General features: G+C 65.7%; 21 protein-coding genes and 1 tRNA gene. 7 read left to right on the top strand and 15 right to left on the bottom strand.

Translation table 11 applies throughout. The annotated features are described in order from the left end of the window. Nucleotides 1-45: 45 nt before the first annotated feature. Nucleotides 46-1,479, bottom strand: a complete 1,434-nt coding sequence (gene mgtE, locus ACVIW0_RS16345) for a magnesium transporter (RefSeq protein WP_461353243.1) — start codon at nt 1,477-1,479, stop codon at nt 46-48. A gap of 126 nt (nt 1,480-1,605) precedes the next feature. Here mgtE and ACVIW0_RS16340 point away from each other — a divergent pair, with 126 nt between their 5' ends. Both ACVIW0_RS16340 and ACVIW0_RS16335 read left to right on the top strand, forming a co-directional pair. Then, on the top strand, nt 1,606-2,379 hold the full coding sequence (locus tag ACVIW0_RS16340) for a polysaccharide deacetylase family protein (RefSeq protein ID WP_461353242.1): 774 nt from the start codon (nt 1,606-1,608) through the stop codon (nt 2,377-2,379). A gap of 100 nt (nt 2,380-2,479) precedes the next feature. Next, a complete protein-coding gene (locus ACVIW0_RS16335) occupies nt 2,480-3,856 on the top strand; it encodes a polysaccharide deacetylase family protein (protein WP_461353241.1) in 1,377 nt (458 codons plus the stop codon). Nucleotides 3,857-3,862: 6 nt separating this feature from the next. On the opposite strand, the gene ACVIW0_RS16330 is transcribed toward ACVIW0_RS16335, so the two are convergent. The 4 genes from ACVIW0_RS16330 to ACVIW0_RS16315 all read right to left on the bottom strand — a co-directional run bounded on the left by ACVIW0_RS16330 (nt 3,863) and on the right by ACVIW0_RS16315 (nt 6,442). Further along, complete coding sequence (locus tag ACVIW0_RS16330; RefSeq protein WP_461353240.1) at nt 3,863-4,237, bottom strand: hypothetical protein; 375 nt, start codon at nt 4,235-4,237, stop codon at nt 3,863-3,865. Nucleotides 4,238-4,535: 298 nt separating this feature from the next. Then, nucleotides 4,536-5,786 (bottom strand): phosphoglycerate dehydrogenase, encoded by a 1,251-nt coding sequence (gene serA / locus ACVIW0_RS16325; RefSeq protein ID WP_461353239.1) that lies wholly within the window; start codon nt 5,784-5,786, stop codon nt 4,536-4,538. A 234-nt stretch (nt 5,787-6,020) separates the two neighbouring features. Next, nucleotides 6,021-6,105: transfer RNA gene (locus ACVIW0_RS16320), tRNA-Leu, on the bottom strand. A 91-nt stretch (nt 6,106-6,196) separates the two neighbouring features. Next, nucleotides 6,197-6,442, bottom strand: coding sequence for a FliM/FliN family flagellar motor switch protein (locus ACVIW0_RS16315; RefSeq protein WP_076831216.1), 246 nt, complete (start codon nt 6,440-6,442; stop codon nt 6,197-6,199). A gap of 60 nt (nt 6,443-6,502) precedes the next feature. Between ACVIW0_RS16315 and lipB the strand changes: the two genes are divergently transcribed. After that, a complete protein-coding gene (lipB, locus tag ACVIW0_RS16310; RefSeq protein ID WP_461353238.1) occupies nt 6,503-7,231 on the top strand; it encodes a lipoyl(octanoyl) transferase LipB in 729 nt (242 codons plus the stop codon). Between the two features lie 3 nt (nt 7,232-7,234). Here lipB and ACVIW0_RS16305 read toward each other — a convergent pair whose 3' ends face one another. Continuing rightward, nucleotides 7,235-7,657: a tautomerase family protein gene (locus tag ACVIW0_RS16305; RefSeq protein WP_461353237.1), complete on the bottom strand. Its 423-nt coding sequence runs from the start codon at nt 7,655-7,657 to the stop codon at nt 7,235-7,237. A 114-nt stretch (nt 7,658-7,771) separates the two neighbouring features. On the opposite strand from ACVIW0_RS16305, the gene ACVIW0_RS16300 reads away from it, so the two are divergent. Then, entirely contained in the window at nt 7,772-8,629 is an 858-nt protein-coding gene (locus ACVIW0_RS16300) for a LysR family transcriptional regulator (protein ID WP_461353236.1), read from the top strand. A 24-nt stretch (nt 8,630-8,653) separates the two neighbouring features. Here the strand turns inward: ACVIW0_RS16300 and ACVIW0_RS16295 are convergent, their stop codons facing one another. The 4 genes from ACVIW0_RS16295 to ACVIW0_RS16280 are packed head-to-tail and all read right to left on the bottom strand — an operon-like array spanning nt 8,654 to nt 11,767. After that, nucleotides 8,654-9,037: a hypothetical protein gene (locus ACVIW0_RS16295; protein WP_461353235.1), complete on the bottom strand. Its 384-nt coding sequence runs from the start codon at nt 9,035-9,037 to the stop codon at nt 8,654-8,656. Nucleotides 9,038-9,084: 47 nt separating this feature from the next. Next, the gene (locus ACVIW0_RS16290; RefSeq protein ID WP_461353234.1) at nt 9,085-10,521 is read right to left on the bottom strand and encodes a TIGR01777 family oxidoreductase; all 1,437 of its coding nucleotides are present in this window, start codon (nt 10,519-10,521) and stop codon (nt 9,085-9,087) included. Further along, nucleotides 10,518-11,183 carry a DUF4166 domain-containing protein gene (locus tag ACVIW0_RS16285; protein WP_461353233.1) on the bottom strand — a complete coding sequence of 222 codons (666 nt, stop codon included), beginning with the start codon at nt 11,181-11,183 and terminating at the stop codon, nt 10,518-10,520. The genes ACVIW0_RS16290 and ACVIW0_RS16285 overlap by 4 nt, the downstream gene beginning before the upstream one ends. Nucleotides 11,184-11,209: 26 nt before the next feature. Further along, nucleotides 11,210-11,767 (bottom strand): GbsR/MarR family transcriptional regulator, encoded by a 558-nt coding sequence (locus tag ACVIW0_RS16280; RefSeq protein ID WP_038385827.1) that lies wholly within the window; start codon nt 11,765-11,767, stop codon nt 11,210-11,212. A gap of 169 nt (nt 11,768-11,936) precedes the next feature. Between ACVIW0_RS16280 and ACVIW0_RS16275 the strand changes: the two genes are divergently transcribed. Beyond that, nucleotides 11,937-12,749, top strand: coding sequence for a class I SAM-dependent methyltransferase (locus tag ACVIW0_RS16275; RefSeq protein WP_461353232.1), 813 nt, complete (start codon nt 11,937-11,939; stop codon nt 12,747-12,749). Nucleotides 12,750-12,757: 8 nt separating this feature from the next. Here ACVIW0_RS16275 and ACVIW0_RS16270 read toward each other — a convergent pair whose 3' ends face one another. The 5 genes from ACVIW0_RS16270 to ACVIW0_RS16250 form a co-directional block, all read right to left on the bottom strand. Next, nucleotides 12,758-13,057 carry an acylphosphatase gene (locus ACVIW0_RS16270; protein WP_461353231.1) on the bottom strand — a complete coding sequence of 100 codons (300 nt, stop codon included), beginning with the start codon at nt 13,055-13,057 and terminating at the stop codon, nt 12,758-12,760. Next, entirely contained in the window at nt 13,054-13,920 is an 867-nt protein-coding gene (locus ACVIW0_RS16265) for an isocitrate lyase/PEP mutase family protein (protein WP_461353230.1), read from the bottom strand. Before ACVIW0_RS16265 ends, ACVIW0_RS16270 begins: the two co-directional genes overlap by 4 nt. A gap of 134 nt (nt 13,921-14,054) precedes the next feature. After that, nucleotides 14,055-16,070, bottom strand: coding sequence for an acetyl-CoA carboxylase biotin carboxylase subunit (locus tag ACVIW0_RS16260; protein WP_461353229.1), 2,016 nt, complete (start codon nt 16,068-16,070; stop codon nt 14,055-14,057). A gap of 189 nt (nt 16,071-16,259) precedes the next feature. Further along, entirely contained in the window at nt 16,260-16,463 is a 204-nt protein-coding gene (locus ACVIW0_RS16255; protein ID WP_461353228.1) for a hypothetical protein, read from the bottom strand. A 37-nt stretch (nt 16,464-16,500) separates the two neighbouring features. Continuing rightward, nucleotides 16,501-16,623: a hypothetical protein gene (locus tag ACVIW0_RS16250; protein ID WP_461353227.1), complete on the bottom strand. Its 123-nt coding sequence runs from the start codon at nt 16,621-16,623 to the stop codon at nt 16,501-16,503. Between the two features lie 153 nt (nt 16,624-16,776). Between ACVIW0_RS16250 and ACVIW0_RS16245 the strand changes: the two genes are divergently transcribed. Further along, nucleotides 16,777-17,559 (top strand): thermonuclease family protein, encoded by a 783-nt coding sequence (locus ACVIW0_RS16245; protein WP_461353226.1) that lies wholly within the window; start codon nt 16,777-16,779, stop codon nt 17,557-17,559. 194 nt (nt 17,560-17,753) lie between these two features. Next, complete coding sequence (locus ACVIW0_RS16240) at nt 17,754-20,222, top strand: PAS domain-containing hybrid sensor histidine kinase/response regulator (protein ID WP_461353225.1); 2,469 nt, start codon at nt 17,754-17,756, stop codon at nt 20,220-20,222. Nucleotides 20,223-20,229: the final 7 nt, after the last annotated feature.

Genomic DNA, 20,229 nt, shown 5'->3' with positions numbered 1-20,229 from the left:
CCCGTTAAGGCGCGATTAACGATAAGGCGGCCGGCCAGATGTGGGCTATTTCAGCCCGAACCACAGCGTGGCGATGCCGAGAAACGAGAAGAAGCCGACCACGTCGGTGACGGTGGTGACGAAGGTGCCGGAGGCGACCGCCGGATCGGCGCGCACCCGCTCCAGCACCATCGGGATCAGGATGCCGCCGAGCGCGCCGGCGACCAGGTTGCAGATGATCGCAAGCCCGATCACGAGGCCGAGGCCGGGGATCTTGAACCAGGCCACCGCGGCGATGCCGGTGATGACGGCGAAGGCGACGCCGTTGACCAACCCGACCATGGTCTCGCGCAACACCACGCGCATCGCGTTGAAGGCACCGAGCTCACGGGTGGCGAGCGCGCGCACCGCGACCGTCATGGTCTGGGTCGCGGCATTGCCGCCCTGGCTCGCCACGATAGGCGCCAGCACCGCGAGCGCCACCATCTTCTCGAGCTGGCCCTCGAACAGGCCGAGCACCGAGGAGGCGAGGAACGCGGTGGCGAGATTGACCAAAAGCCAATTGAAGCGGCCGCGGGCGATGGTCCAGACCGTGTCGGACAGCTCTTCGGGATGGGTGACGCCGCCGAGCGCCTTGAGGTCCTCGTCGGCCTCCTCCTCGATCATGTCGACGACGTCGTCGATGGTGATCACGCCGACCAGCCGGTCGGTGGTGTCGACCACGGGAGCTGCGACAAGATTGTACTTGCCGAACATCCGCGCGACCTCTTCCTGGTCCTCCAGCGCGGAAATGCGGCGGCGGTCCTCGTCGATCAGGTCCTTGACCGGAACCGGGCGGCGCGTGCGCAGCAGCACGTCGAGCGGCACCGCGCCGAGCAGGTGCTTGCCGGCGTCGACCACATAGATCTCGTAGAAGCGATCCGGCAGGTCGGGCGTCTCGCGCATGTAGTCGATCGCCTGCCCGACCGTCTCGTCCGGCGACACCGCGATGAACTCGGTCTGCATCCGCCGGCCGGCGGAATTCTCCGGATACAGCAGGCTGCGCTCGATCTCGGCGCGCTCGGCGGCCGGCAGCTTCTCCAGGATCTGTTCCTGGTCCGCCTCGTCGAGGCTTTGCAGCAGCTCGACCGCGTCGTCGGATTCCAGCTCGCGGACGCCTTCGGCGACCGTCTCCGGCTTAAGTTCCTCGAGGATCTCCTCGCGGACCGCCTCGTCGACCTCGTTGAGCGCCGAGAAGTCGAAATCGGTGCCGGTGATCTCGACCAGGGTGACGCGGTCGTCGGGCTCCAGCGCCGCGATCAGGTCGCCGAGATCGGCCTCGTGCAGTTCCGCGACCACCTCGCACAGCAGCGGCCGGTCGGCGGCTTGGATCGCCCGGGTGATCTCTTCGACGAATTCGGGGCGGAGCTGGCCCTCCTCGTCCCGCATCGGCATCCGGGCAAGCGGGTCGTGCTTCAGGTCGTCCCTGGCGGGCTCGGCAATGTCGAAATTCTCGGCCATGCCGTGTTTCGCCGGTTTGACAGGAGGGGAAAATCTGGTCTGATTGATGCGGACCGCATTACCTAATCGGCGGGGCACCGTGCAATGAGAAAGATGTCGAGCGCACCACGACCGATCCTCAACATTATGGCGACGCTGGTCGCGATCGCGCCGCTCGCGCTGACCGGCGCCGCGCAAGCCAGCGAATGCCCGCGCAAGGACGCACTCGGCACCTCACGTGTGCTTGAGGTCGATCCTGCGACTTATCCGCGCGTCGGGCTGAAGAGCTTCCCGCAGACCCTGCCACTCCGGGATGGCGAGGTGGTGCTGACCTTCGACGACGGACCGTCGCCTCTGGTCACCGACAAGGTGCTGGCGGCGCTGGGCACCGAATGCGTGCAGGCCACCTTCTTCATGGTCGGCCGCAACGCCTCCGAACACCCCGACATGGTCCGCAAGATCGCGCGCCTCGGCCACACCGTCGGCTATCACACCTGGGACCATCCGCATCTCAACAGGCTGCCGACCGATCAGGCCGAGGCGAACATCAACCGGGGCATCGAAGCGGTCCAGGCAGCCTTGCGTGGCACCGCGAGCACGGTTCCGAGCACGCCCTTCTTCCGGTTCCCCTATTTCGAGTCGACCCCGACCTTGCTGGACCATTTGGAAAAGCGTGGTATCGCGGTGTTCGGGGCGGATTTCTGGGCCAGTGACTGGGTCAAGATGACGCCCGAGCAGGAACTCAAGCTGCTCACCGGCCGGCTCGAAGCCCACCGGAAGGGAATTATCCTGCTCCATGACCCGCAAATGCGAACGGCCGAGATGCTGCCGGCCTTCCTGAGGTATCTCCAGGAGCACAATTTTCACGTCGTCCACATCGTCCCGCCGGCGATGAAAACCATGTCCGACCGGACACATTGAACCCGGGGCCAAAGCTGGATTACTTACAGACCGTTAAGGCGGCATTCATGGCGCCTTCCTTAAGGATTCGTCAGTGCGTTTGGAATGCGGCCTGGATTCAATGATTGCGAACGTCCTGGTGATGATCCGGAAGCGATCGCGGACGGTGATCGGCGCGGCGCTGCTGGGCTGCGGCTTGATGATGCCCTACGCCGCCCTCGCCGCCGACTGCCCGGGTAACCCCAACGCGCTCGGCACCTCGCGCGTTCTCGTGGTCGATCCCAAGCAGCATCCGCGGATCGGCACCATGCAGTATCCGGAGACCCTGCCGCTCGCCGACCACGAGGTGGTGTTGACCTTCGACGACGGGCCGCTGCCGAAATACAGCAACCAGGTGCTGGCCATCCTCGCCAGCCAGTGCGTCAAGGCGACCTTCTTCACCATCGGCTCCCAGGCCCGGTTCAATCCGGAGGGCGTGCGCAAGCTGATCGCGGCCGGCCATACCGTCGGCACGCACAGCCAGAACCATCCGCTGACGATGAACAAGATGCCGCTCGAGCGGGTGAAGCAGGAGGTCGACGAGGGCATCGCTTCGACGCTGGCAGCGCTCAACGGCGACAAGAGCAAGCTCGCGCCGTTCTTCCGGATCCCCGGCCTGATGCGCGCCGAGATCCCCGAGGCCTATCTGGCGTCACAGGGCATCCAGGTCTGGAGCGCCGACTTCCCGGCCGACGACTGGCGCCACATCTCGCCGCAGCGGGTCTATGATCTCGCGATCCAGCGCATCGAAGCCAAGCACAAGGGCATCCTGCTGCTGCACGACATCCAGCCGCGCACCGTCGCGGCGCTGCCGCGTATCCTTAACACGCTGAAAGAGCGCGGCTATCGCATCGTTCACGTCGTGCCGGCGACGGCCGACCGTCCTGCGACGCCGACCGAGCCGCGGCAATGGTTCATGCATCCGCCGACCGAGACGGTGGCGATCACGCGCTGGCCGAAAATTCCGAACTTCGTCTTCACCGCGACACGGACGCTGCCCGCGCCCGTGTTTGCCGAACTGGACTGGCGCGACGCCGACATCCTCGATCACGCGCAGCGCGCGCGCCTCGGTATGCCCGTCGCTACGGCCTGGCCGCAACCGCAGCTCACGCAATTCGCGGCGATCTCGACATTGCCGATCCCGGCGTCCGACGTGTTCCGCGTTCCCGAGGCGCTGGATCTGACGCTGCTCGCGGCCCGCTCGGCCGCCAGTCGCCGTCTCGCCCAGCGCGCGGCTGCCGCCCCCGGCGTCGGCGCGCCGCGCACGCAGGCGATCTCCGCGCGCCAGGCGAAGCACCCGAGCCAGGCCGCACATCAGCTCCCCGCTCCGGTCCACGGCAGAGCCCACGGCGCGCCGTTGCAGGTCGCACCACCGGCTGCGAGCAATGCCTCGGTCCATGTCGCCAAGCGCACCCCGCGCGCCGAAGCCTCGGCCGCCAACAAGCGCGTGCCCGATTGAGCAGCCTTAGCTGGCCACGAGCTTGGCAACGCAGAGCAGGATCACCAGCGCCAGGAAGAAGATGTCGATATAGGATTTGATCTCGCCGGCATGGCGGAGCTCGGTCACATCGGCGACGATCTGCTTGCGCGAGGCCGCGGCGTTGGGGCCCTCGCCGGCTGCTGCGGCTAACCGCCGCGTCTCGCCTTCCAGCCGCTCGATCCGCTGGAAGAAATAGAACGAGCGCAGGGCCGAGAAGGCATGCATCGCCGCATAGACCAGGATCAGGATCGCGGCCGTCGCGCGCTGCTCGTATTTCTCCAGCAGGTTCAGCGTGAAATAGACCAGCCCCAGGAACACGAAGTTAGAGAGAACGCGGTAGGCGTAGCTGGCAAAGATCATCAGGCACTCCGGATGGGGCAGGCTCGCGGTGCGATCGGAAAAGATAGCCCGCAACGGCATGCCTCCGCGACACGACGCGAGCCGTATCACAGGATCGCCCCATGATCGCGAAATTTTCCGGCGTCGCTGGGGGCGTCGGAGGATGACTGCAACTTCGACGGCCTGCCGAGATGCCCGCGCGCCGGTGCAACGCCTCGCCGCGCTCAGTTGATCCAAGTCACGGTGTAAGTGAGGGGCAGACCGAGCAGACTCATCGACCTGATCCGATAATTGGTGACGCCCGCCGCCTTCGCTTTCGCTAGGTCTGTGGCCGGTTCTGCTCGTAAAGCACCCGCACGCGGATCGTGCCGTGAATGGCCTTCAGCTCGGCCAGCAACTCCTCGCCCTCGCCGCCGACCACATCGGTCTCGAGCACAACGTAGCCGACTTCCGCATCGGTCTGCAGGTATTGCGCCAGGATGTTGATGTTGTGCCGGGACACCGCGTCGTTGACCTGCCGCATCACGCCGGGAACGTTGCGATGGACATGGATGAAGCGCGTGCCGGTCGGCCGCGCCGGCAACTGCACCTGCGGAAAGTTCACCGCGCCGAAGGTCGATCCGACATCGGAATGGTCGATCAACTTGCGCGCGACCTCGCTGCCGATCCGATCCTGCGCCTCTTCGGTCGAGCCGCCGACATGCGGCGTCAGGATCACGTTGGGCAGGCCTTGCAGCGGCGAGACGAAGCGATCCTGGTTCGACGTCGGTTCGACCGGAAACACGTCGGCCGCCGCGCCCGCCAGCCTGCCCTCGCGCAGCGCGCTCGCCAGCGCATCGAGATCGACCACGGTGCCGCGCGAATTGTTGATCAGATAGGCCTCCGGCTTCATCAGCCTGATCTGGGCCGCGCCGATCATGTTGGCGGTGGCCGGCGTCTCCGGCACATGCAGCGAAACCACATCACTCGCCGCGAGCAATTCATCGAGCGTCTCGACCGGCTCGGTGTTGCCGTGACGCAATTTGTCGGTCTGATCGAAATAGATCACGCGCATGCCCATGGCTTCCGCGAGATTCGACAGCTGCGAACCGATGTTGCCGTAGCCGACGATGCCGAGAGTCTTGCCGCGCACCTCGCGGCTGCCCTCGGCAGACTTGTCCCAGCCGCCGGCATGGGCGGAGATCGAGCGCGGAAAGATCCGGCGAAACAGCATCACGATCTCGGCGATGGTCAGCTCGGCCACGCTGCGCGTATTGGAGTAAGGAGCGTTGAAGACCGGAATTCCAAGACGCCGCGCGGCGTCAAGATCGACCTGGTTGGTGCCGACCGAGAAGCAGCCCACCACCAGCAGCCGGTCCGCCGCCTCCAGGACCTCCGCGGTCAATTGCGTCCGCGAGCGGATTCCCAGCATATGAATGCCCGACAGTGCCTGCTTGAGCTCTTCAGGTCCCAGCGCCTTGGGCAGACGTTGCAGCTCGGTATAGCCGTTGGCTTCGAACATCCGGACTGCGGAATCGTTGACGCCCTCGAGCAGCAGGACGCGGATCTTGGTCTTGGGAAGAGACAGCATCGTCAGACTTGGCCTTCGTCGTTCCGGGGGATTCGGTTCGCGCAAGGGCTACCACGCGCGATGCTGATCAGCGAGCAAATCGCGGCCTTCCCCGGCCCGACTCGGTCCAAAAGACGGCGCGAGCAACTGATAAATCGGAGGTGGCAGGCTTGCGTGAGACGGAGCCGGCCTCCATGCCAGCCGGTGCGAGAATTGCGCCCCGGAATCTCATTTTATATCAATGTTTTATGAGATTGGTGCGCTCGGAGGGACTCGAACCCCCACGGTGTTACCCACTGCCACCTCAAGGCAGCGCGTCTACCAATTCCGCCACGAGCGCTGGGATGCCGGATGGAACCCTAAGGCGCCGCCGCATCGACGGGGCCATGTAACAAATCATGCATGCAGGGACAAGGCGATTAATGCGCGAATTAACCGCGAACGCCGGGAGATTTCGGCAGCATTTGCTTGACCTCGACCGCAATCCGGTTGCGGTCGACCAGCACGACACCGCTGGCCACCGGCAGGTTGTTGGCGAGGATCTTGACCTCGTCGGCCTCGGTGGCATCCAGTTCGATGATGGCGCCGCGGGACAGCCGCATGACCTGGTGAATCGGCATGGTGGTGGTCCCGAGGACCACCATGAGATCGACGCTGACTTTATCGAGCGTGGGCACTTCTGAACCGCCGAACGGGAACTAAATTGTGGTTTCACCTGACCACGTTAGGGTTAGCTAATGGTTAACGACCGCCAAAGCCTCGATTTGACGACCTTTGCCCGCACCTCAAGCGGCGCGGCGGTCGAATGGCGGATTGCGGACCGTCCGGTGCCCTACCCCGATTCCCTCGCCGCGATGGACGCAAGGGTGGCGGCCATCGCCGACGGATCGGCACCCGAGCTGGTCTGGCTGCTCGAGCACCCGCCGCTCTATACCTCCGGCACTAGTGGCAAGGCCGACGATCTGCTCGATCCGCGCCTTCCGATCTTCCAGAGCGGCCGCGGCGGCCAGGTCACTTATCACGGCCCGGGCCAGCGCGTCGGCTATGTGATGCTCGACCTCAAGCGGCGCCGGCCAGACGTCCGCGCCTATGTCGCCTCACTGGAGGAATGGATCATCCGCACGTTGGCGGCCTTCAACGTCCGCGGCGAGCGCCGCGAGGATCGCGTCGGGGTCTGGGTCAAGCGCCCGGATAAGGGGCTGGGCTTCGAGGACAAGATCGCCGCGATCGGCGTGCGGCTGCGCCGCTGGGTCTCGTTCCACGGCATCGCGATCAATGTCGAGCCGGAGCTGTCGCACTTCCAGGCGATCGTGCCCTGCGGCGTGGTTGATCCGCGCTACGGCGTCACCTCGCTGGTCGATCTCGGATTGCCGGTCACGATGGCCGATCTCGACGTCGCGCTCCGGCAGGCATTTGCCGAGGTGTTCGGCGACACCGCGGCGCGCCTGCCGGAGGCGACGTCGTAGGACCTACGCCGCCTTCGGCGCGACCTCGAGCTTGCCCGCGATGTAGCGGCGCTCCTGGGTCAGGCCGCCGAAGCCGTAGGCATCGCCCTTCACCTCATCCACGTGCGCGTAGCTTTCGGTATGCAGTGGCCCGAGCAGCTCGCCCATCCGCTTGAACAGCGCGGCGAGATAGGCCGCCTTCTCGTCCTTGGTGTTGGTGCCTTCGGTGACGTGGATGTCGAGCCAGTAGCTCGCGAGCCCCTGCTCGGCGAGCGACTTGCCGCCCGCGAACCAGTCGGCGGCGTCGGCGGACTTGACGATGATCGCGGTGACCTTGGGATCCTTGTGCAGGATCTTTGCGGTCAGCTCCGACACCGAGGCGGCGATATCGGACTTCAGCGACGGCGACTGGCGCGAGGTCGCGTAGGTGACGGTGATGAGCGGCATGATCGGTCTCCTTGAATTCGGTTGGCGCGGTCAATCGCGCCTCCTCTCACTAGACCTTCCCGCATCATCTTGGTATCTTATCTATATAGATAGCAGTGATAACGATTATTGATCATGACCGCCACGCTCGACATCGACACCGTGCAGGCCTTCCTCCTGGTCGCCGAGCTGCAAGGCTTTACCCGCGTCGCCGAGGCGCTCGGCACCACGCAGGCCGCGATCAGCATGAAATTGCAGCGGCTGGAAACCGTGCTCGGCAAGCGGCTGGTCGAGCGTTCGCCGCGCGCGGTGCGGCTGACCGCCGATGGCGCGGCCTTCCTGCACCACGCCCGCGCGCTGATCGAGGTGCATGACCGCGCGCTGTCCGGCGAGAAGCCGGCGCGGCGGCGCCTCACGCTGGGGATCAGCGATCACACCGCAGGCCCGGAGCTGGTGCCATTGCTGGAGCGGCTGCACGCGATGGCCGCGCAGCTCGCGCTCGCGGTGACGATCGGCTTCTCCCGCGAGATGCTCGACGCCTACGATGCCGGCGAGCTTGACGCCGTCATCGTGCGCCAGGAAGGCAGCCGGCGTGGCGGCGAGAAACTGGCTGAAGATGAATTCGGCTGGTTCGCCGCCAGGCGCTTCGTCTGGCTGCGCGGCGATGCCTTACCGCTGGCGACCCTCGCACCGCCTTGCGGGGTGCGCGCGTTAGCCGTGCGCGCGCTCGACAAAGCCGGCATCGCCTGGAGCGAAAGCTTCGTCGGCGGCGGCGTCACCGCGGTGGTCGCGGCCGCGCTCGCCGGCCTTGCCGTCGCGCCCCTGGTCCGCCGCATCGCGCCGCCTGGCCTGATCGACATCGGCCCAGCGCACAAGCTGCCGCGGCTCGGCACGTCAAAGGTGATGCTGCATTCGAAGGTCAGCGATCCCGCCAAGCTTGCGGCATTGCGCACGCTGGCGGCGACGTTCCGGAGCGTGGCGTCTGCGGCGTAGTGTGAACGTCCGCATGGGTCACATCTATTCCTCGCGGGCCGCCAGCTCGCCCATGACGAACCAGTAGGTCAGGCCGGCGACACATCCGGCCGCGACGAACAGACAAACAAGCCCTGATGTCCAGACGGCCGGCGAGCGGACCAGCACGCTGATGCTCAACGCGCCGATCGCAGCGCCGGCGCAAGCGAAGAAGCCGGCAGCCCGGATCTGGAACTCCTCAGTGAACCAGACGACCATCGCCGCGGGAATTGCGGTGAGCAGACAGGTGATGACGAAGACCACGGCCGACGGAAGCAGCAGCACGACGATGCCGTAGAGCAGCCGGGCGACATCGCCGTGGGACGTCACCATCAGAAAAGTCTGGCCGACGGCGGAGATCACCGCGGTCGCGGCGCCACAGCCCGCCAACCAACCTCCAAAAGCGCGCGAACAGGTGCTGGACATCGTGCCCTCCTCTACAGGATCGCCTCGAATGCGCTGCGCAGGGTTTCGTGCCGGAACACAAAGCCGTTGCTGAGCGCCTTGTTCGGCAGCACGCGCTGGCCGCCGAGCAAGAGCTCGTTGGCGAAGTCGCCGCCGACGGCGCGGAGCAGCCCGGCAGGCACGCGGACAATCGCGGGCCGATGCAGCCGGCGTCCCAGCTCCTCGGTGAACTTCGTATTGGTGACCGGGATCGGCGCGGTCGCGTTGATCGGCCCCGAAAGCTCTGGCTTGGCGATCACATGCGCGATCAGGCGCACCAGATCGTCGCGCTCGATCCACGACATCCACTGCTTGCCGGAGCCGAGCGGTCCGCCGAGGCCGAATTCGAACGGCGTCAGCATCCGCGTGATGAAGCCGCCATCGGTGCCGATCACGAGACCGGTCCGCAGATACACCACGCGCACACCGTGATCGGCGGCCGGCTTCGCGGCGTTCTCCCAGGCCTCGCACAGTTCATGGCTGAAGCAGGCGTGGGACTTCGCCGACTCCGTCAGCACCTGGTCCTGCCAGAGCCCGTACCAGCCGATCGCCGATCCGCTCACCAGCACCGACGGCTTGCGCTCCAGCCGCGCGATCAGCTTGACGACGTCGGCCGTCGTGTCGATCCGCGAGGCGATGATCCTGTGGCGCTTGGCCTCGGTCCACAGGCCGTTGCCGATCGGCTCGCCCGCGAGATTGACGATGGCGTCGATCCCTGTGTCCGCGGGCAACTGGTCGAGGCTTGTGATCAACGTCACCGGCGGCGGCAGCATCTCGGCCTTCGCCGGATTGCGGATCAGCGCGATCACCTGATGGCCCGACGCGGTGAGGCTTGCGACCAGGCGACTGCCGATGAAGCCGGTCGCGCCGGTGACCAGCACGGTCTGCCGCGCCGGCAATTTCTCGACCAGCGTCGCAGCCGGCACGCTGGCCATCCGTCCGAGGCGCCTCGCCGCGGCAAAGTCCCGCGCGCCGAACAGCGCGGCTCCGAACGCTGCGGCTGTCGCGAAAACACTCAAGACACCAGCAAAGGCCGGCACGACGGCCGTTGGCAACATCGCCCAGCCGATCAGCACCGGCACCAGCAGCACGAGAATGGCGCCGTAGTTGATCGCGAGCAGCGTGTGATTGATCCGCTCGCTCGCCGGCAGTTTTCGGCTCAGATCCTCCTCGACGAAATCCATCAGCGTGATGACGACCTCAATGACCAGCACGGCCATGATGGCGATCGCGAAGATGCCATGCACCTCGAACCAGCCGAGCACGAGGAACAGCAGCGCATAGAGCATGTTGCGCACGCTGTGCAATCGGAGCTCTTGGCGCTGCGACAGACGCCATGCGAGCCGCTCGGTGAACTCGTGATGATAGAAGGTGTCGAACGCGCCCATTGCGATCTGGATGGCGACCAAGGTCCACAGCAGCGGCGTCATGATGAAGCCTCCCTGAACACGGCCGACTGACGGAGCAGCCGGCCGAAACGCGGATGGATGATCTCCAGTGTGAAGCGGAAGTCGCCGCAGCCGAGATCGGAATGGGTCACGGTGAGATCGCCGGGCGTGAACCACTCGGGCAGCGGCAGGCGAAACGGACCGAGCTGCAGCGAATAGCCGACGCTGCGGAACACCAGCGCCTCGTGCTCGACCATGATCCGCAGCGCCATGCTGACGCCGAAGCCGACATATTCCTCGAGCCCGGTCGGCCCGGCAAAGCGCTTGGCGGAATGGATCACCTGCGGGAAGCCGTCACGGCGCGCGCAGATCCGGGTCCAGATTTGGCCGCCGCTTGCGGCATCCTCGGTGACCGTGACGATCATCGGCACGCCGGTCTCGCTGCCGGTCGGAAGTGGCCCGCCGATCAGCCGCGCGGCCTGCGCCAGCCACCAGCCGGCGCGGCTGCTTGAGGCCTCCTCGACCTCGCCGACATAGACGACGGTGTTGCCGTCCTCGAACCGCTTCGAGAAACGCCGCCAGATCGCGACCGGCAGGCGGCCCCAATCCTCGTCCGACAGCAATGCGCGGAAGCGATGATCGTCGAGCAGTTTGGTATCGGAAGCCGGCGCGGTCTTGAAGGTGGAAATCCTTGCTGACGCCATCGCACGCTCCCGTTACGCCGCCGTCCCTATTTGGCTCTGCCGGTGGGCAGGAAACTCACGATCTTCTCGCCGAGCTTGATCAGCGCGACCAGGCGCGGCCGCGGCACGTTCAGCATCTGCGTGTACCAGCGGTCGACCAGCTCGGTGAAAGTCAGCATCTCCTTCAGCCGCTTGCTGGCGAGCGGCGAGATCGCCGGATCGTCGGCCGCGTCGGAGACGCAGGCGCGCAGCGCCGCCAGCGCGGGATCGATCTCGCGCTCCTTGCGCCCGGCCGCGATCTTGGCCGCCACCTCCCAGATGTCGGTCTCGGCCTCGAAATGGTCGCGGCGGTCGCCGAGGATCGGCACCCGGCGGATCAATCCCCAGGACAATAGCTCCTTGATCGAGTTGGAGACGTTGGAGCGCGCCATGCCGAGCGTGTCGGCGATGTCCTCCGCGGTCATCGGCGCCTCGGCGAGGTAGAGCAGCCCATGGATCTGGCTGACCGAGCGGTTGACGCCCCATTCGTCGCCCATGTCGCCCCAATGCAGGATGAAGCGCTCGACGACGGCGGGGAGTTTTTTCTTGGCGGTTATTTCAGTCATGACAGAAATATCAGACCGTTCGGAGTGAAAGTCAAGGGCCAAGCGACTCTCCGGAAGGCGGCTAAGCACGATTCGAGGCGTTGGCGCGGGCGGATCGCCGGTTCATACTGCGAAGGCGGCTTCTGCCCGTGACGGCCACGACGGCCGTCCGCTTTTCGAGGGACTGCACATGACGGCTCCCCTTTCCGACAAGGTGTTCGCGGGATCGGTCCCGCAGCTCTACGACCGGCTGATGGTGCCGATGATCTTTGCGCCCTATGCCCACGACCTCGCGCAGCGCATCAAGGGCCGCCGGCCGCGCGACCTGCTGGAGATCGCTGCGGGCACCGGCGCCGTCACCACCGTGCTGGCGACAGAACTGCCCGACACGCAAATCACCGCGACCGATCTCAACGAGCCGATGCTGGCGCAGGCGAAGACGCATCTCGCTGATAAGGCGAACATCAGCTGGCAGCAGGCCGACGCGCTGTCGCTGCCGTTTGGCGATGCGAGCTTCGATGTCGTCGCCTGCCAGTTCGGCGCGATGTTCTTTCCCGATCGCATCAAGGGTCACGCCGAGGCACGGCGTGTGATCAGGCCCGGCGGACGCTATTTCTTCAACGTCTGGGACAGGATCGAGGAGAACGATTTCGCCAATGTGATGCAGCAGACGATGTTTCAGGTGTTTCCAGAAAACCCGCCGCAATTCATGGCGCGGACGCCGCACGGCTATCACGATCCCGCGCGCATTCGCGCCGACCTGACCGCGGCCGGGTTCCGCGACATCGTCATCGAGCTGGTCACTCAACGCAGTCCCGCTGCCTCGGCACAGGACGCCGCCATCGCCTACTGCCAGGGCACGCCGATGCGCGGCGAGATCGAAGCGCAGGGTCAACCAAGTCTCGAGGCGACGACAAAGCGCGTGGCGGAGGCGCTGGCACGCCGCTTCGGCAACGGCCCGATCGACGGAAAGATTCAGGCGCTGGTGATCTCGGCGGCGTAGGCCGCGCGTCACACCGTCGGCAGGAATGCGAACCGCTCGCCCGCCCCGCGCAGGTTCAAAAGGTCTGATGTGCCGGCGTCGGCCTGCACGCGGTCGACGCGCGCCGAGACCGGTCCGCGGCCGCACGCCTTGATCATGTCGGCGACGATGTCGTCGGCGCCGGCAAACAGCGCTTCGACGCTGCCGTCGCGGCGGTTGCGGACCCAGCCCTCGAGGCCGCGTGCGTTGGCGTGTTCGTGAACCCAGGCGCGATAACCGACACCCTGAACGCGGCCGGTGATGGTGACGTGGCGGATCACGCCGCTCATGTCTTCAGGCCGAGGAATTCGCCGCTGCGCGCCTTGGTCTCAGCCTCGCGCATCACGCGGCCGGTCAGTTCGGACGAGGCGATGCCCTTCAGGTTCTTCGGCGAGATACCTTCGCGCAGCGCCTTCAGCGTCTCATAGACCGCCTGGGTCGCGGCCGCGAACGGCGCGTGGCCTTGCAGCGCGATCCTGACGCGCTGGCTTGCCAGATAATCCGGCGCGGTCATCTCCTCCGGCGCGCCGCCGAGCACGATCGGCAGCCTCGTCGCGGCCGACAGCGCCTCCAGCTCGCCGCGCGACTTGATGCCGGTGAAGAACAGCCCATCGACGCCGACCGCCTCATAGGCTTTCGCGCGTGCGATCGCATCGTCGAGATCGGTGATCGAGACGGCGCCGGTCCGGCCGAGAATCACGAGCGACGGATCGCTGCGTCCGTCGAGCGCGGCCTTGATCTTGCCGATACCTTCTTCGAGCGAAATCAGCTGCGTCTTGGCCTGGCCGAACGCCTGCGGCAGCAACGTATCCTCGATGGTGAGGCCAGCGGCGCCGGCGGCTTCCACTTCCTGGACGGTACGGCGGACATTGAGCGCGTTGCCGTAGCCATGGTCGGCATCGACCAGCACTGGCAGGGTCGACGCCCGCGACATGCGGCGGATCTGTTCGGCGAATTCGGTCAGCGTGATCAGCGCAATGTCGGGATCGCCGAGCACCGCGAGCGAGGCCACCGAGCCGCCGAACATGCCGAGCTCGAAGCCGAGATCCTCCGCGATCCGGATCGAGATCGCATCATACACCGAGCCCGGACGGATGCAGCCTGATCCGTTGAGGATCGATCGCAGTGCTTCGCGGCGTTTGCGGAAGGCCATGGTGTTGTCTCCATCCACGTCATTGCGAGGAGCGAAGCGACGAAGCAATCCACGGCTTGAGGAGATATGGATTGCTTCGCGGAGTTTATCATCGGGCGCGCATTCGCGCGACCCGTTGGCTCGCAATGACGGTGCTATGCGAACTCCAGGATCAGCGCATCGACCGCGAGCGTGGCGCCGGCGGCAGCGTGGATCTTCTTCACGGTGCCGTCGCGCTCGGCGCGCAGCACGTTCTGCATCTTCATGGCTTCCACGACCGCGAGGGTCTCGCCGGCCTTGACCTCCTGGCCCTCGGCCACCGCGATCGACACCACGAGCCCGGGCATCGGGCACAGCAGCTTCTTGCCGGTGTCGGCGGCCGAGACCACCGGCATCAGCCGCGCCGAGGTCGCCTCGGTCTCGGTGAAGACATAGACCGGCACCTCAAAGCCCTGGTGCGCAAGGCGGAAGCCGTTGTTGATCGCCCGCACCTGCACCGCGACGAAATTGCCGTCGATGGTGCCCTGCCAGACCGGCTCGCCCGGCACCCAGCTCGACACCAGATTGTGCGGATTGCCGGGCAGCCCGTCGTCGCCGATGAAGCGCACCGCGATGGCGTCAGCCTCGCGCGCGACGTCGAGCGCAATCTCGGCGCGATCGAGCCACACGGCGCGGCGGCGCTCGCGCAGCACCACGCGGCCGCCCATCTGGCCGGAAATCTGCCGCTTGCGCTCGCCCAGCACGTGATCAATGGCGGCACCGACAGCCGCGAGCCGCCGCGCGATCTCGCCTTCGGGCGCGCGCGCGGAAAATCCTTTCGGGAATTCCTCGGCGATGAAGCCGGTCGAGAGCCGGCCCTCGCGCCAGCGCGGGTGGTTCATCAGCGCCGACAGGAACGGAATGTTGTGCCGGATGCCGTCGACATAGAAGGCGTCGAGCGCGGTCGCCTGCGCCTCGATCGCCGCGGCGCGCGACGGCGCGTGGGTGACGAGCTTGGCGATCATCGGATCATAATGGATCGAGATCTCGCCGCCTTCCTGCACGCCGGTGTCGTTGCGGATGGTGATGCCGTCATGGCTGGCTTCGGCCGGCGGACGATACTTCACCAGGCGGCCGATCGACGGCAGGAAGTTGCGGAACGGGTCCTCGGCATAGACGCGGGATTCCACCGCCCAGCCGGTCAAGGTCACGTCCTTCTGCGCGATCGCGAGCTTCTCGCCGGCCGCGACGCGGATCATCTGCTCGACGAGATCGACGCCGGTGATCAGTTCGGTGACGGGATGCTCGACCTGCAGGCGGGTGTTCATCTCGAGGAAGTAGAAGCTCTTGTCCTGGCCGGCGACGAATTCCACGGTGCCGGCCGAATCGTAGTTCACGGCCTTGGCCAGCGCGACCGCCTGCTCGCCCATCTTGCGGCGGGTGGTCTCGTCGAGCAGCGGCGACGGCGCCTCCTCGATGACCTTCTGGTTGCGGCGCTGGATCGAGCACTCGCGCTCGCCGAGATAGATCACATTGCCATGCTTGTCGCCGAGCACCTGGATCTCGATGTGCCGGGGATCGACGATGAATTTCTCGATGAACACGCGATCGTCGCCGAACGACGACTTCGCTTCGGCCTTGGCGAGGTTGAAGCCTTCGGCGACCTCCGCCTTGGAATGCGCGATGCGCATGCCCTTGCCGCCGCCGCCGGCCGAGGCCTTGATCATCACGGGGTAACCAATTTCTTCCGCGATCTGGACCGCGTGCTTGTCGTCCTCGATGACGCCGAGATGACCGGGCACGGTCGAGACCTTGGCCTTCGCAGCCGCCTTCTTGGATTCGATCTTGTCGCCCATCGCGGCGATGGCGCCGGGGTTCGGGCCGATGAAGACGATGCCGGCCGCCTCCAGCGCGCGCGGAAACGCCTCGCGCTCGGACAGGAAGCCGTAGCCGGGATGCACTGCCTGCGCGCCGGTCTTGCGGCAGGCCTCGACGATCTTGTCGATCAGAAGATAGCTTTCAGCCGCGGCGGGCGGGCCGATCAGCACGGCCTCGTCGGCCATCTCGACATGCAGCGCGTCGCGGTCGGCCTCGGAGTAGACGGCGACCGTCTCAATCCCCATACGGCGCGCAGTCTTGATGACCCGGCAGGCGATCTCGCCGCGGTTGGCGATCAGGATTCGTTTGAACATGCTCTTCTTGGGCTTCTTGGGACTTGGCTTCTTAGGATTTGGTCTTTTGGCAGGATTCCTCCCCGCGCAATCCGGCACGGGCCACTCCGTTGGTACAGCAAATTGCTTCGGAGGCAACGGTTGAATGCAGAGCATCCCTTGCGCCAGGCCAGTGTTCGGCCAGTCCTTGACGGTAGCCGGAGGGGTATTTCAACCCGTATAGGTCTTGAAGCGGCCGCGGGAATGGGCCTTCGCGACGGCCTTCATCAGCTCGCTGACCTCGTTCTCCAGGAATTCATTGGCGACGATCAGCGCCCGGATGGTTGCGCGCAGATTGCCGCCGCAGGCGGAAATCGCCTGATCGACAGCCGCTTCCAACCCGTCATCGTCGTCAGATTCGGGCCGTGCAGACATCGTGAGGTATCCGGGATTCAAATGGCGCACCATGTTCCTATTTTGTTCTCATCGAGTCAATCGGATCTTTGATCGGACGCGGTCTCCTGCGCCGCCTTTCTCGTCCGTTGAGCCGTTGCAGCGTCCAGATGTCGGCGCCGATCTCGACGAATTCGGCCATGCCCGCATCTCTCCCATCGATGTCCGGCCGTTCTACGTCGCGGAATGCCGATCGCGATGTGCGGCACGCCCCTCTGTGCGAACAGTGCTTGGTTGGATCGTACCGGCCTGTGCTAGAAGTCCGGCTGCCCGCCAAAGACCTGAAGTGAGCAAGATGCGGTTTCGAAATCCGGTCGTCACGACGCTTCTCCTGACATGCCTGTCTGCAATCCCCGGCCTGCCGGCGACGGCCGCCGGCCCGGCGGTGCCAGCGGTCATCAAGGACGGCGGCACCGTTCAGCTCGGCAACACGACCTACCGGCTCGACGGCATCGACACGCCGGCGGTCGATCAGCTCTGCATCGACGAGCACGCCGACGTCTGGACCTGCGGGATCGAAGCGCGCGACCAGCTGACCAAGCTGATCGGGGGCAAGCCCATTCATTGCGACGATATCGGCGTCGACCCGACTTTCAAGAAGCGCCGGCTCGGCGTCTGCAAGCTCGAGGGCGACCCGACCAGCCTCAGCCAGGTGCTGGTGCAGAAGGGCTATGCGCTCAATCTCGAGGAGTCGGCCACTGGCCGATTCAAGCCGGACGAAGGCGCCGCCAGGGACAGCCGCGCCGGGCTGTGGAAGGGCTGCTTCGTGGCGCCGCGCGATTTTCGCGCCGCCAAGAAGGATGGCATCCTGCTCGGCAACGCCTGCCCGGCCGACCGCGACACGCAGATCCGCGATGCCCTCTTCCCCGCAGACCTGCCGATGCCGGCAAGCTGCAACATCAAGGGCAAATATGCCGTGCGCGCCCGCGTCACCGGCAATGTCGGCATCTATCATTTGCAGGCCTGCCGCAGTTACCCCGGCCTCGGCAATCCGGATCGCTGGTTCTGTTCCGAGGAGGATGCACAGGCCGCCGGGTTCCGCCGGGCCTATAATTGCCGCCCGCCCAAGAGCAAGTGAAGCGGGAGTAGACTGCATCGTCATTCCGGGGCGCGAAGCGAACCTCAGATGCGCAATTGCGCATTGGGGAATCTCGAGATTCCGGGTTCGATGCTACGCATCGCCCCGGAATGGGAGGCAAGTGATGACCTTAAATCACACTGGCAAAGCCGCCTCGTCCTGTGTGAAACTGCGCCTAGAGGTTGCCGGCGCGTATGACCCCTCCCGATCGCTCTGATGTGCTTCCCGAAGCTGCGGCAGCCGAACGGCTGCGGCAGCACCTTGAGGAGATCGCGCGCGAACGCGATCGCGCCCATCGCGAGTTGCAGGAGCGCGAGGCCGAGCTGGCGCGGATCCAGCGTATCGCCCGGGTCGGCGGCCTCGAGATCGATTTCCGCGACGGCGTGCGCAACCGCCGCTCTCCCGAGTATCTCCTGGTGCACGGGCTGCCGCCCGAAGAGGTCAACGAGACCTACGAGAACTGGATCGCGCGCATCCACCCCGACGACCGCGAGCGAACCATCAAGCATCTGTTCGACGTGCTCAAGGCGGGCGGCGAGGACTACACGGCCGAATACCGTATCATCCGTCCGAACGACGGGGAGAGCCGCTGGATCCGCGTCGTCGCCAAGATCGAGCGCGACCGCGCCGGCCGCGCGCTGCGGCTGGTCGGCGCCGATCTCGACGTCACCGATCAGATGCTGGCGCAGGAAACCCTGCGCGAGAGCGAGGAACGCTTCCGCCTGATTGCCGACAGCGCGCCGGTGCCGATCTGGGTGACCAAGCTCGACCGCACCCGCTCGTTCGCCAACCAGGCCTATCTCGATTTCCTCGGCCTGCCGTTCGAGGAAGCGGTCGTATTCGACTGGCGCAAGGCGCTGCATCCGGATGATCTGCCCAATATCCTGCAGGAGCAGATCACCGGCGAGCTCTCGCTCAAGCCGTTCGTGCTCGAGGCGCGCTATCGCAACGCCACAGGCGACTGGCGCTGGCTGCGTTCGGAATCGCAGCCGCGCTGGGATGCGAACGGCAAGCATATCGGCTTCATCGGCGTCGCCCACGACATCACGGCCGCCAAGGAAGCCGAGATCGAGCTGCGCAAGCTCAACGAGTCGCTGGAGCGCCGCATCCTGGAGCGCACCGCGCAGCTCGAATCCCGCGAAGCGCAGACCCGCGCCATCCTGGAAACCAGCCATCAATATCAGATGCTGCTCAACCACGATGGCGACCTGCTCTACACCAACCAGACCGCGCTGGCCGGCATCCGCGCCGAGGCCGGCGACGTCGTCGGCAAGCCGTTCTGGGACACGCCGTGGTTCACTGCGACCGACGGCATGCCGCGGGTGATCCAGAATGCGTTTGCGACCGCGATGCGCGGCGAAGAGGTCAAGATCGAGCTGCAATTGCAGCTGCCGATCGGCGAGCGCTATTTCGATTTCGCGATGCGGCCGCTGCAGGACCAGCACGGCACCATCGTCGGCGCGGTGCCGGAGGCCGTCGACATCACCGAGCGGCGGCGCGGCGAGGAAGCCTTGCGGCAATCGCAGAAGATGGAAGCGGTCGGCCAGCTCACCGGCGGCGTGGCGCACGATTTCAACAATCTGCTCACCATCATCCGCTCGGCAACCGACTTCCTGCGCCGCCGCGAGCTGCCGGACGAACGGCGCCGCCGCTACATCGACGCGATCTCCGAGACCGTGGAGCGGGCCTCCAAGCTCACCGCGCAGCTGTTGGCCTTCGCGCGCAGGCAACCGCTCAATCCCGAAGTGTTCAATGTCGGAACGCAGGTCGACAGCGTGGTGCAGCTGATCCGCCCGCTGGTCGGTGCACGGATTCATATCGAGGTCAGGATCGAGGATCCCGACTGCTTTGCGATCGCCGACATCGGCCAGTTCGAGACCGCGATGATCAACCTAGCGGTCAACGCCCGCGACGCCATGAATGGCGAAGGCCAGCTGACGATCGGCGTGAGAAAGGTCAAGCACATCCCTGCCCTGCGTGCCCAGGCCTCGCGCAGCGGCGATTTCGTCACGGTCTCGATCCAGGATACCGGCACCGGCATCTCGCCGGAAAATCTCGACGCGATCTTCGAGCCGTTCTTCACCACCAAGGAAGTCGGCAAGGGCACGGGCCTCGGATTGAGCCAGGCGTTCGGCTTCGTCAAGCAATCCGACGGCGATATCGAGGTCACCTCGACGCCCGGGCACGGCGCGACCTTCACCATCTATCTGCCGCAGGCGATGCGCCCCGCGGACACCAAGATCGCGGCGAGCGCGGGCACTGAGCAAACCTCGATCGGCCGCGGCTATCGCGTCCTTGTGGTGGAGGACAATGACGACGTCGGCCAGTTCTCCACCGAACTGCTCGAGGATCTCGGCTATTCGGTCAAGCGCGCGGCGAACGCCAATGCGGCGCTGTCGATCCTCTCCGAGAACGAGTTCGCCGCCGACCTCGTGTTCTCCGACGTGATCATGCCCGGCATGAACGGCGTCGAGCTCGCCGGCGTGATCCGTGATCGCTTTCCCGGCCTGCCGGTGGTGCTGACCAGTGGCTACAGCAACGTGCTGGCCGAGAACGCGCATAGCGGCTTCGAGCTGATCCAGAAACCCTATTCGGTCGAAGCGCTGTCGCGCACGCTCCGCAAGGCGATCGCCGAGCAGCGGGCGACCGCGCCGAAATCCTGACAGCGCG

The organism is Bradyrhizobium sp. USDA 4454 (assembly GCF_054822705.1).
The sequence above is the reverse complement of the archived record's forward strand: the minus strand, read 5'-3'. Positions and strand labels throughout refer to the sequence as shown.

Bases quoted from the DNA above. Each gene is read 5' to 3' on its own strand.
- mgtE (WP_461353243.1), bottom strand. From the start codon at position 1,479: ATGGCCGAGAATTTCGACATTGCCGAGCCCGCCAGGGACGACCTGAAG.
- ACVIW0_RS16340 (WP_461353242.1), top strand. From the start codon at position 1,606: ATGGCGACGCTGGTCGCGATCGCGCCGCTCGCGCTGACCGGCGCCGCG.
- ACVIW0_RS16335 (WP_461353241.1), top strand. From the start codon at position 2,480: ATGATTGCGAACGTCCTGGTGATGATCCGGAAGCGATCGCGGACGGTG.
- ACVIW0_RS16330 (WP_461353240.1), bottom strand. From the start codon at position 4,237: ATGATCTTTGCCAGCTACGCCTACCGCGTTCTCTCTAACTTCGTGTTC.
- serA (WP_461353239.1), bottom strand. From the start codon at position 5,786: ATGCTGTCTCTTCCCAAGACCAAGATCCGCGTCCTGCTGCTCGAGGGC.
- lipB (WP_461353238.1), top strand. From the start codon at position 6,503: ATGGTTAACGACCGCCAAAGCCTCGATTTGACGACCTTTGCCCGCACC.
- ACVIW0_RS16305 (WP_461353237.1), bottom strand. From the start codon at position 7,657: ATGCCGCTCATCACCGTCACCTACGCGACCTCGCGCCAGTCGCCGTCG.
- ACVIW0_RS16300 (WP_461353236.1), top strand. From the start codon at position 7,772: ATGACCGCCACGCTCGACATCGACACCGTGCAGGCCTTCCTCCTGGTC.
- ACVIW0_RS16290 (WP_461353234.1), bottom strand. From the start codon at position 10,521: ATGACGCCGCTGCTGTGGACCTTGGTCGCCATCCAGATCGCAATGGGC.
- ACVIW0_RS16285 (WP_461353233.1), bottom strand. From the start codon at position 11,183: ATGGCGTCAGCAAGGATTTCCACCTTCAAGACCGCGCCGGCTTCCGAT.
- ACVIW0_RS16280 (WP_038385827.1), bottom strand. From the start codon at position 11,767: ATGACTGAAATAACCGCCAAGAAAAAACTCCCCGCCGTCGTCGAGCGC.
- ACVIW0_RS16275 (WP_461353232.1), top strand. From the start codon at position 11,937: ATGACGGCTCCCCTTTCCGACAAGGTGTTCGCGGGATCGGTCCCGCAG.
- ACVIW0_RS16270 (WP_461353231.1), bottom strand. From the start codon at position 13,057: ATGAGCGGCGTGATCCGCCACGTCACCATCACCGGCCGCGTTCAGGGT.
- ACVIW0_RS16265 (WP_461353230.1), bottom strand. From the start codon at position 13,920: ATGGCCTTCCGCAAACGCCGCGAAGCACTGCGATCGATCCTCAACGGA.
- ACVIW0_RS16260 (WP_461353229.1), bottom strand. From the start codon at position 16,070: ATGTTCAAACGAATCCTGATCGCCAACCGCGGCGAGATCGCCTGCCGG.
- ACVIW0_RS16255 (WP_461353228.1), bottom strand. From the start codon at position 16,463: ATGTCTGCACGGCCCGAATCTGACGACGATGACGGGTTGGAAGCGGCT.
- ACVIW0_RS16250 (WP_461353227.1), bottom strand. From the start codon at position 16,623: ATGGCCGAATTCGTCGAGATCGGCGCCGACATCTGGACGCTGCAACGG.
- ACVIW0_RS16245 (WP_461353226.1), top strand. From the start codon at position 16,777: ATGCGGTTTCGAAATCCGGTCGTCACGACGCTTCTCCTGACATGCCTG.
- ACVIW0_RS16240 (WP_461353225.1), top strand. From the start codon at position 17,754: ATGACCCCTCCCGATCGCTCTGATGTGCTTCCCGAAGCTGCGGCAGCC.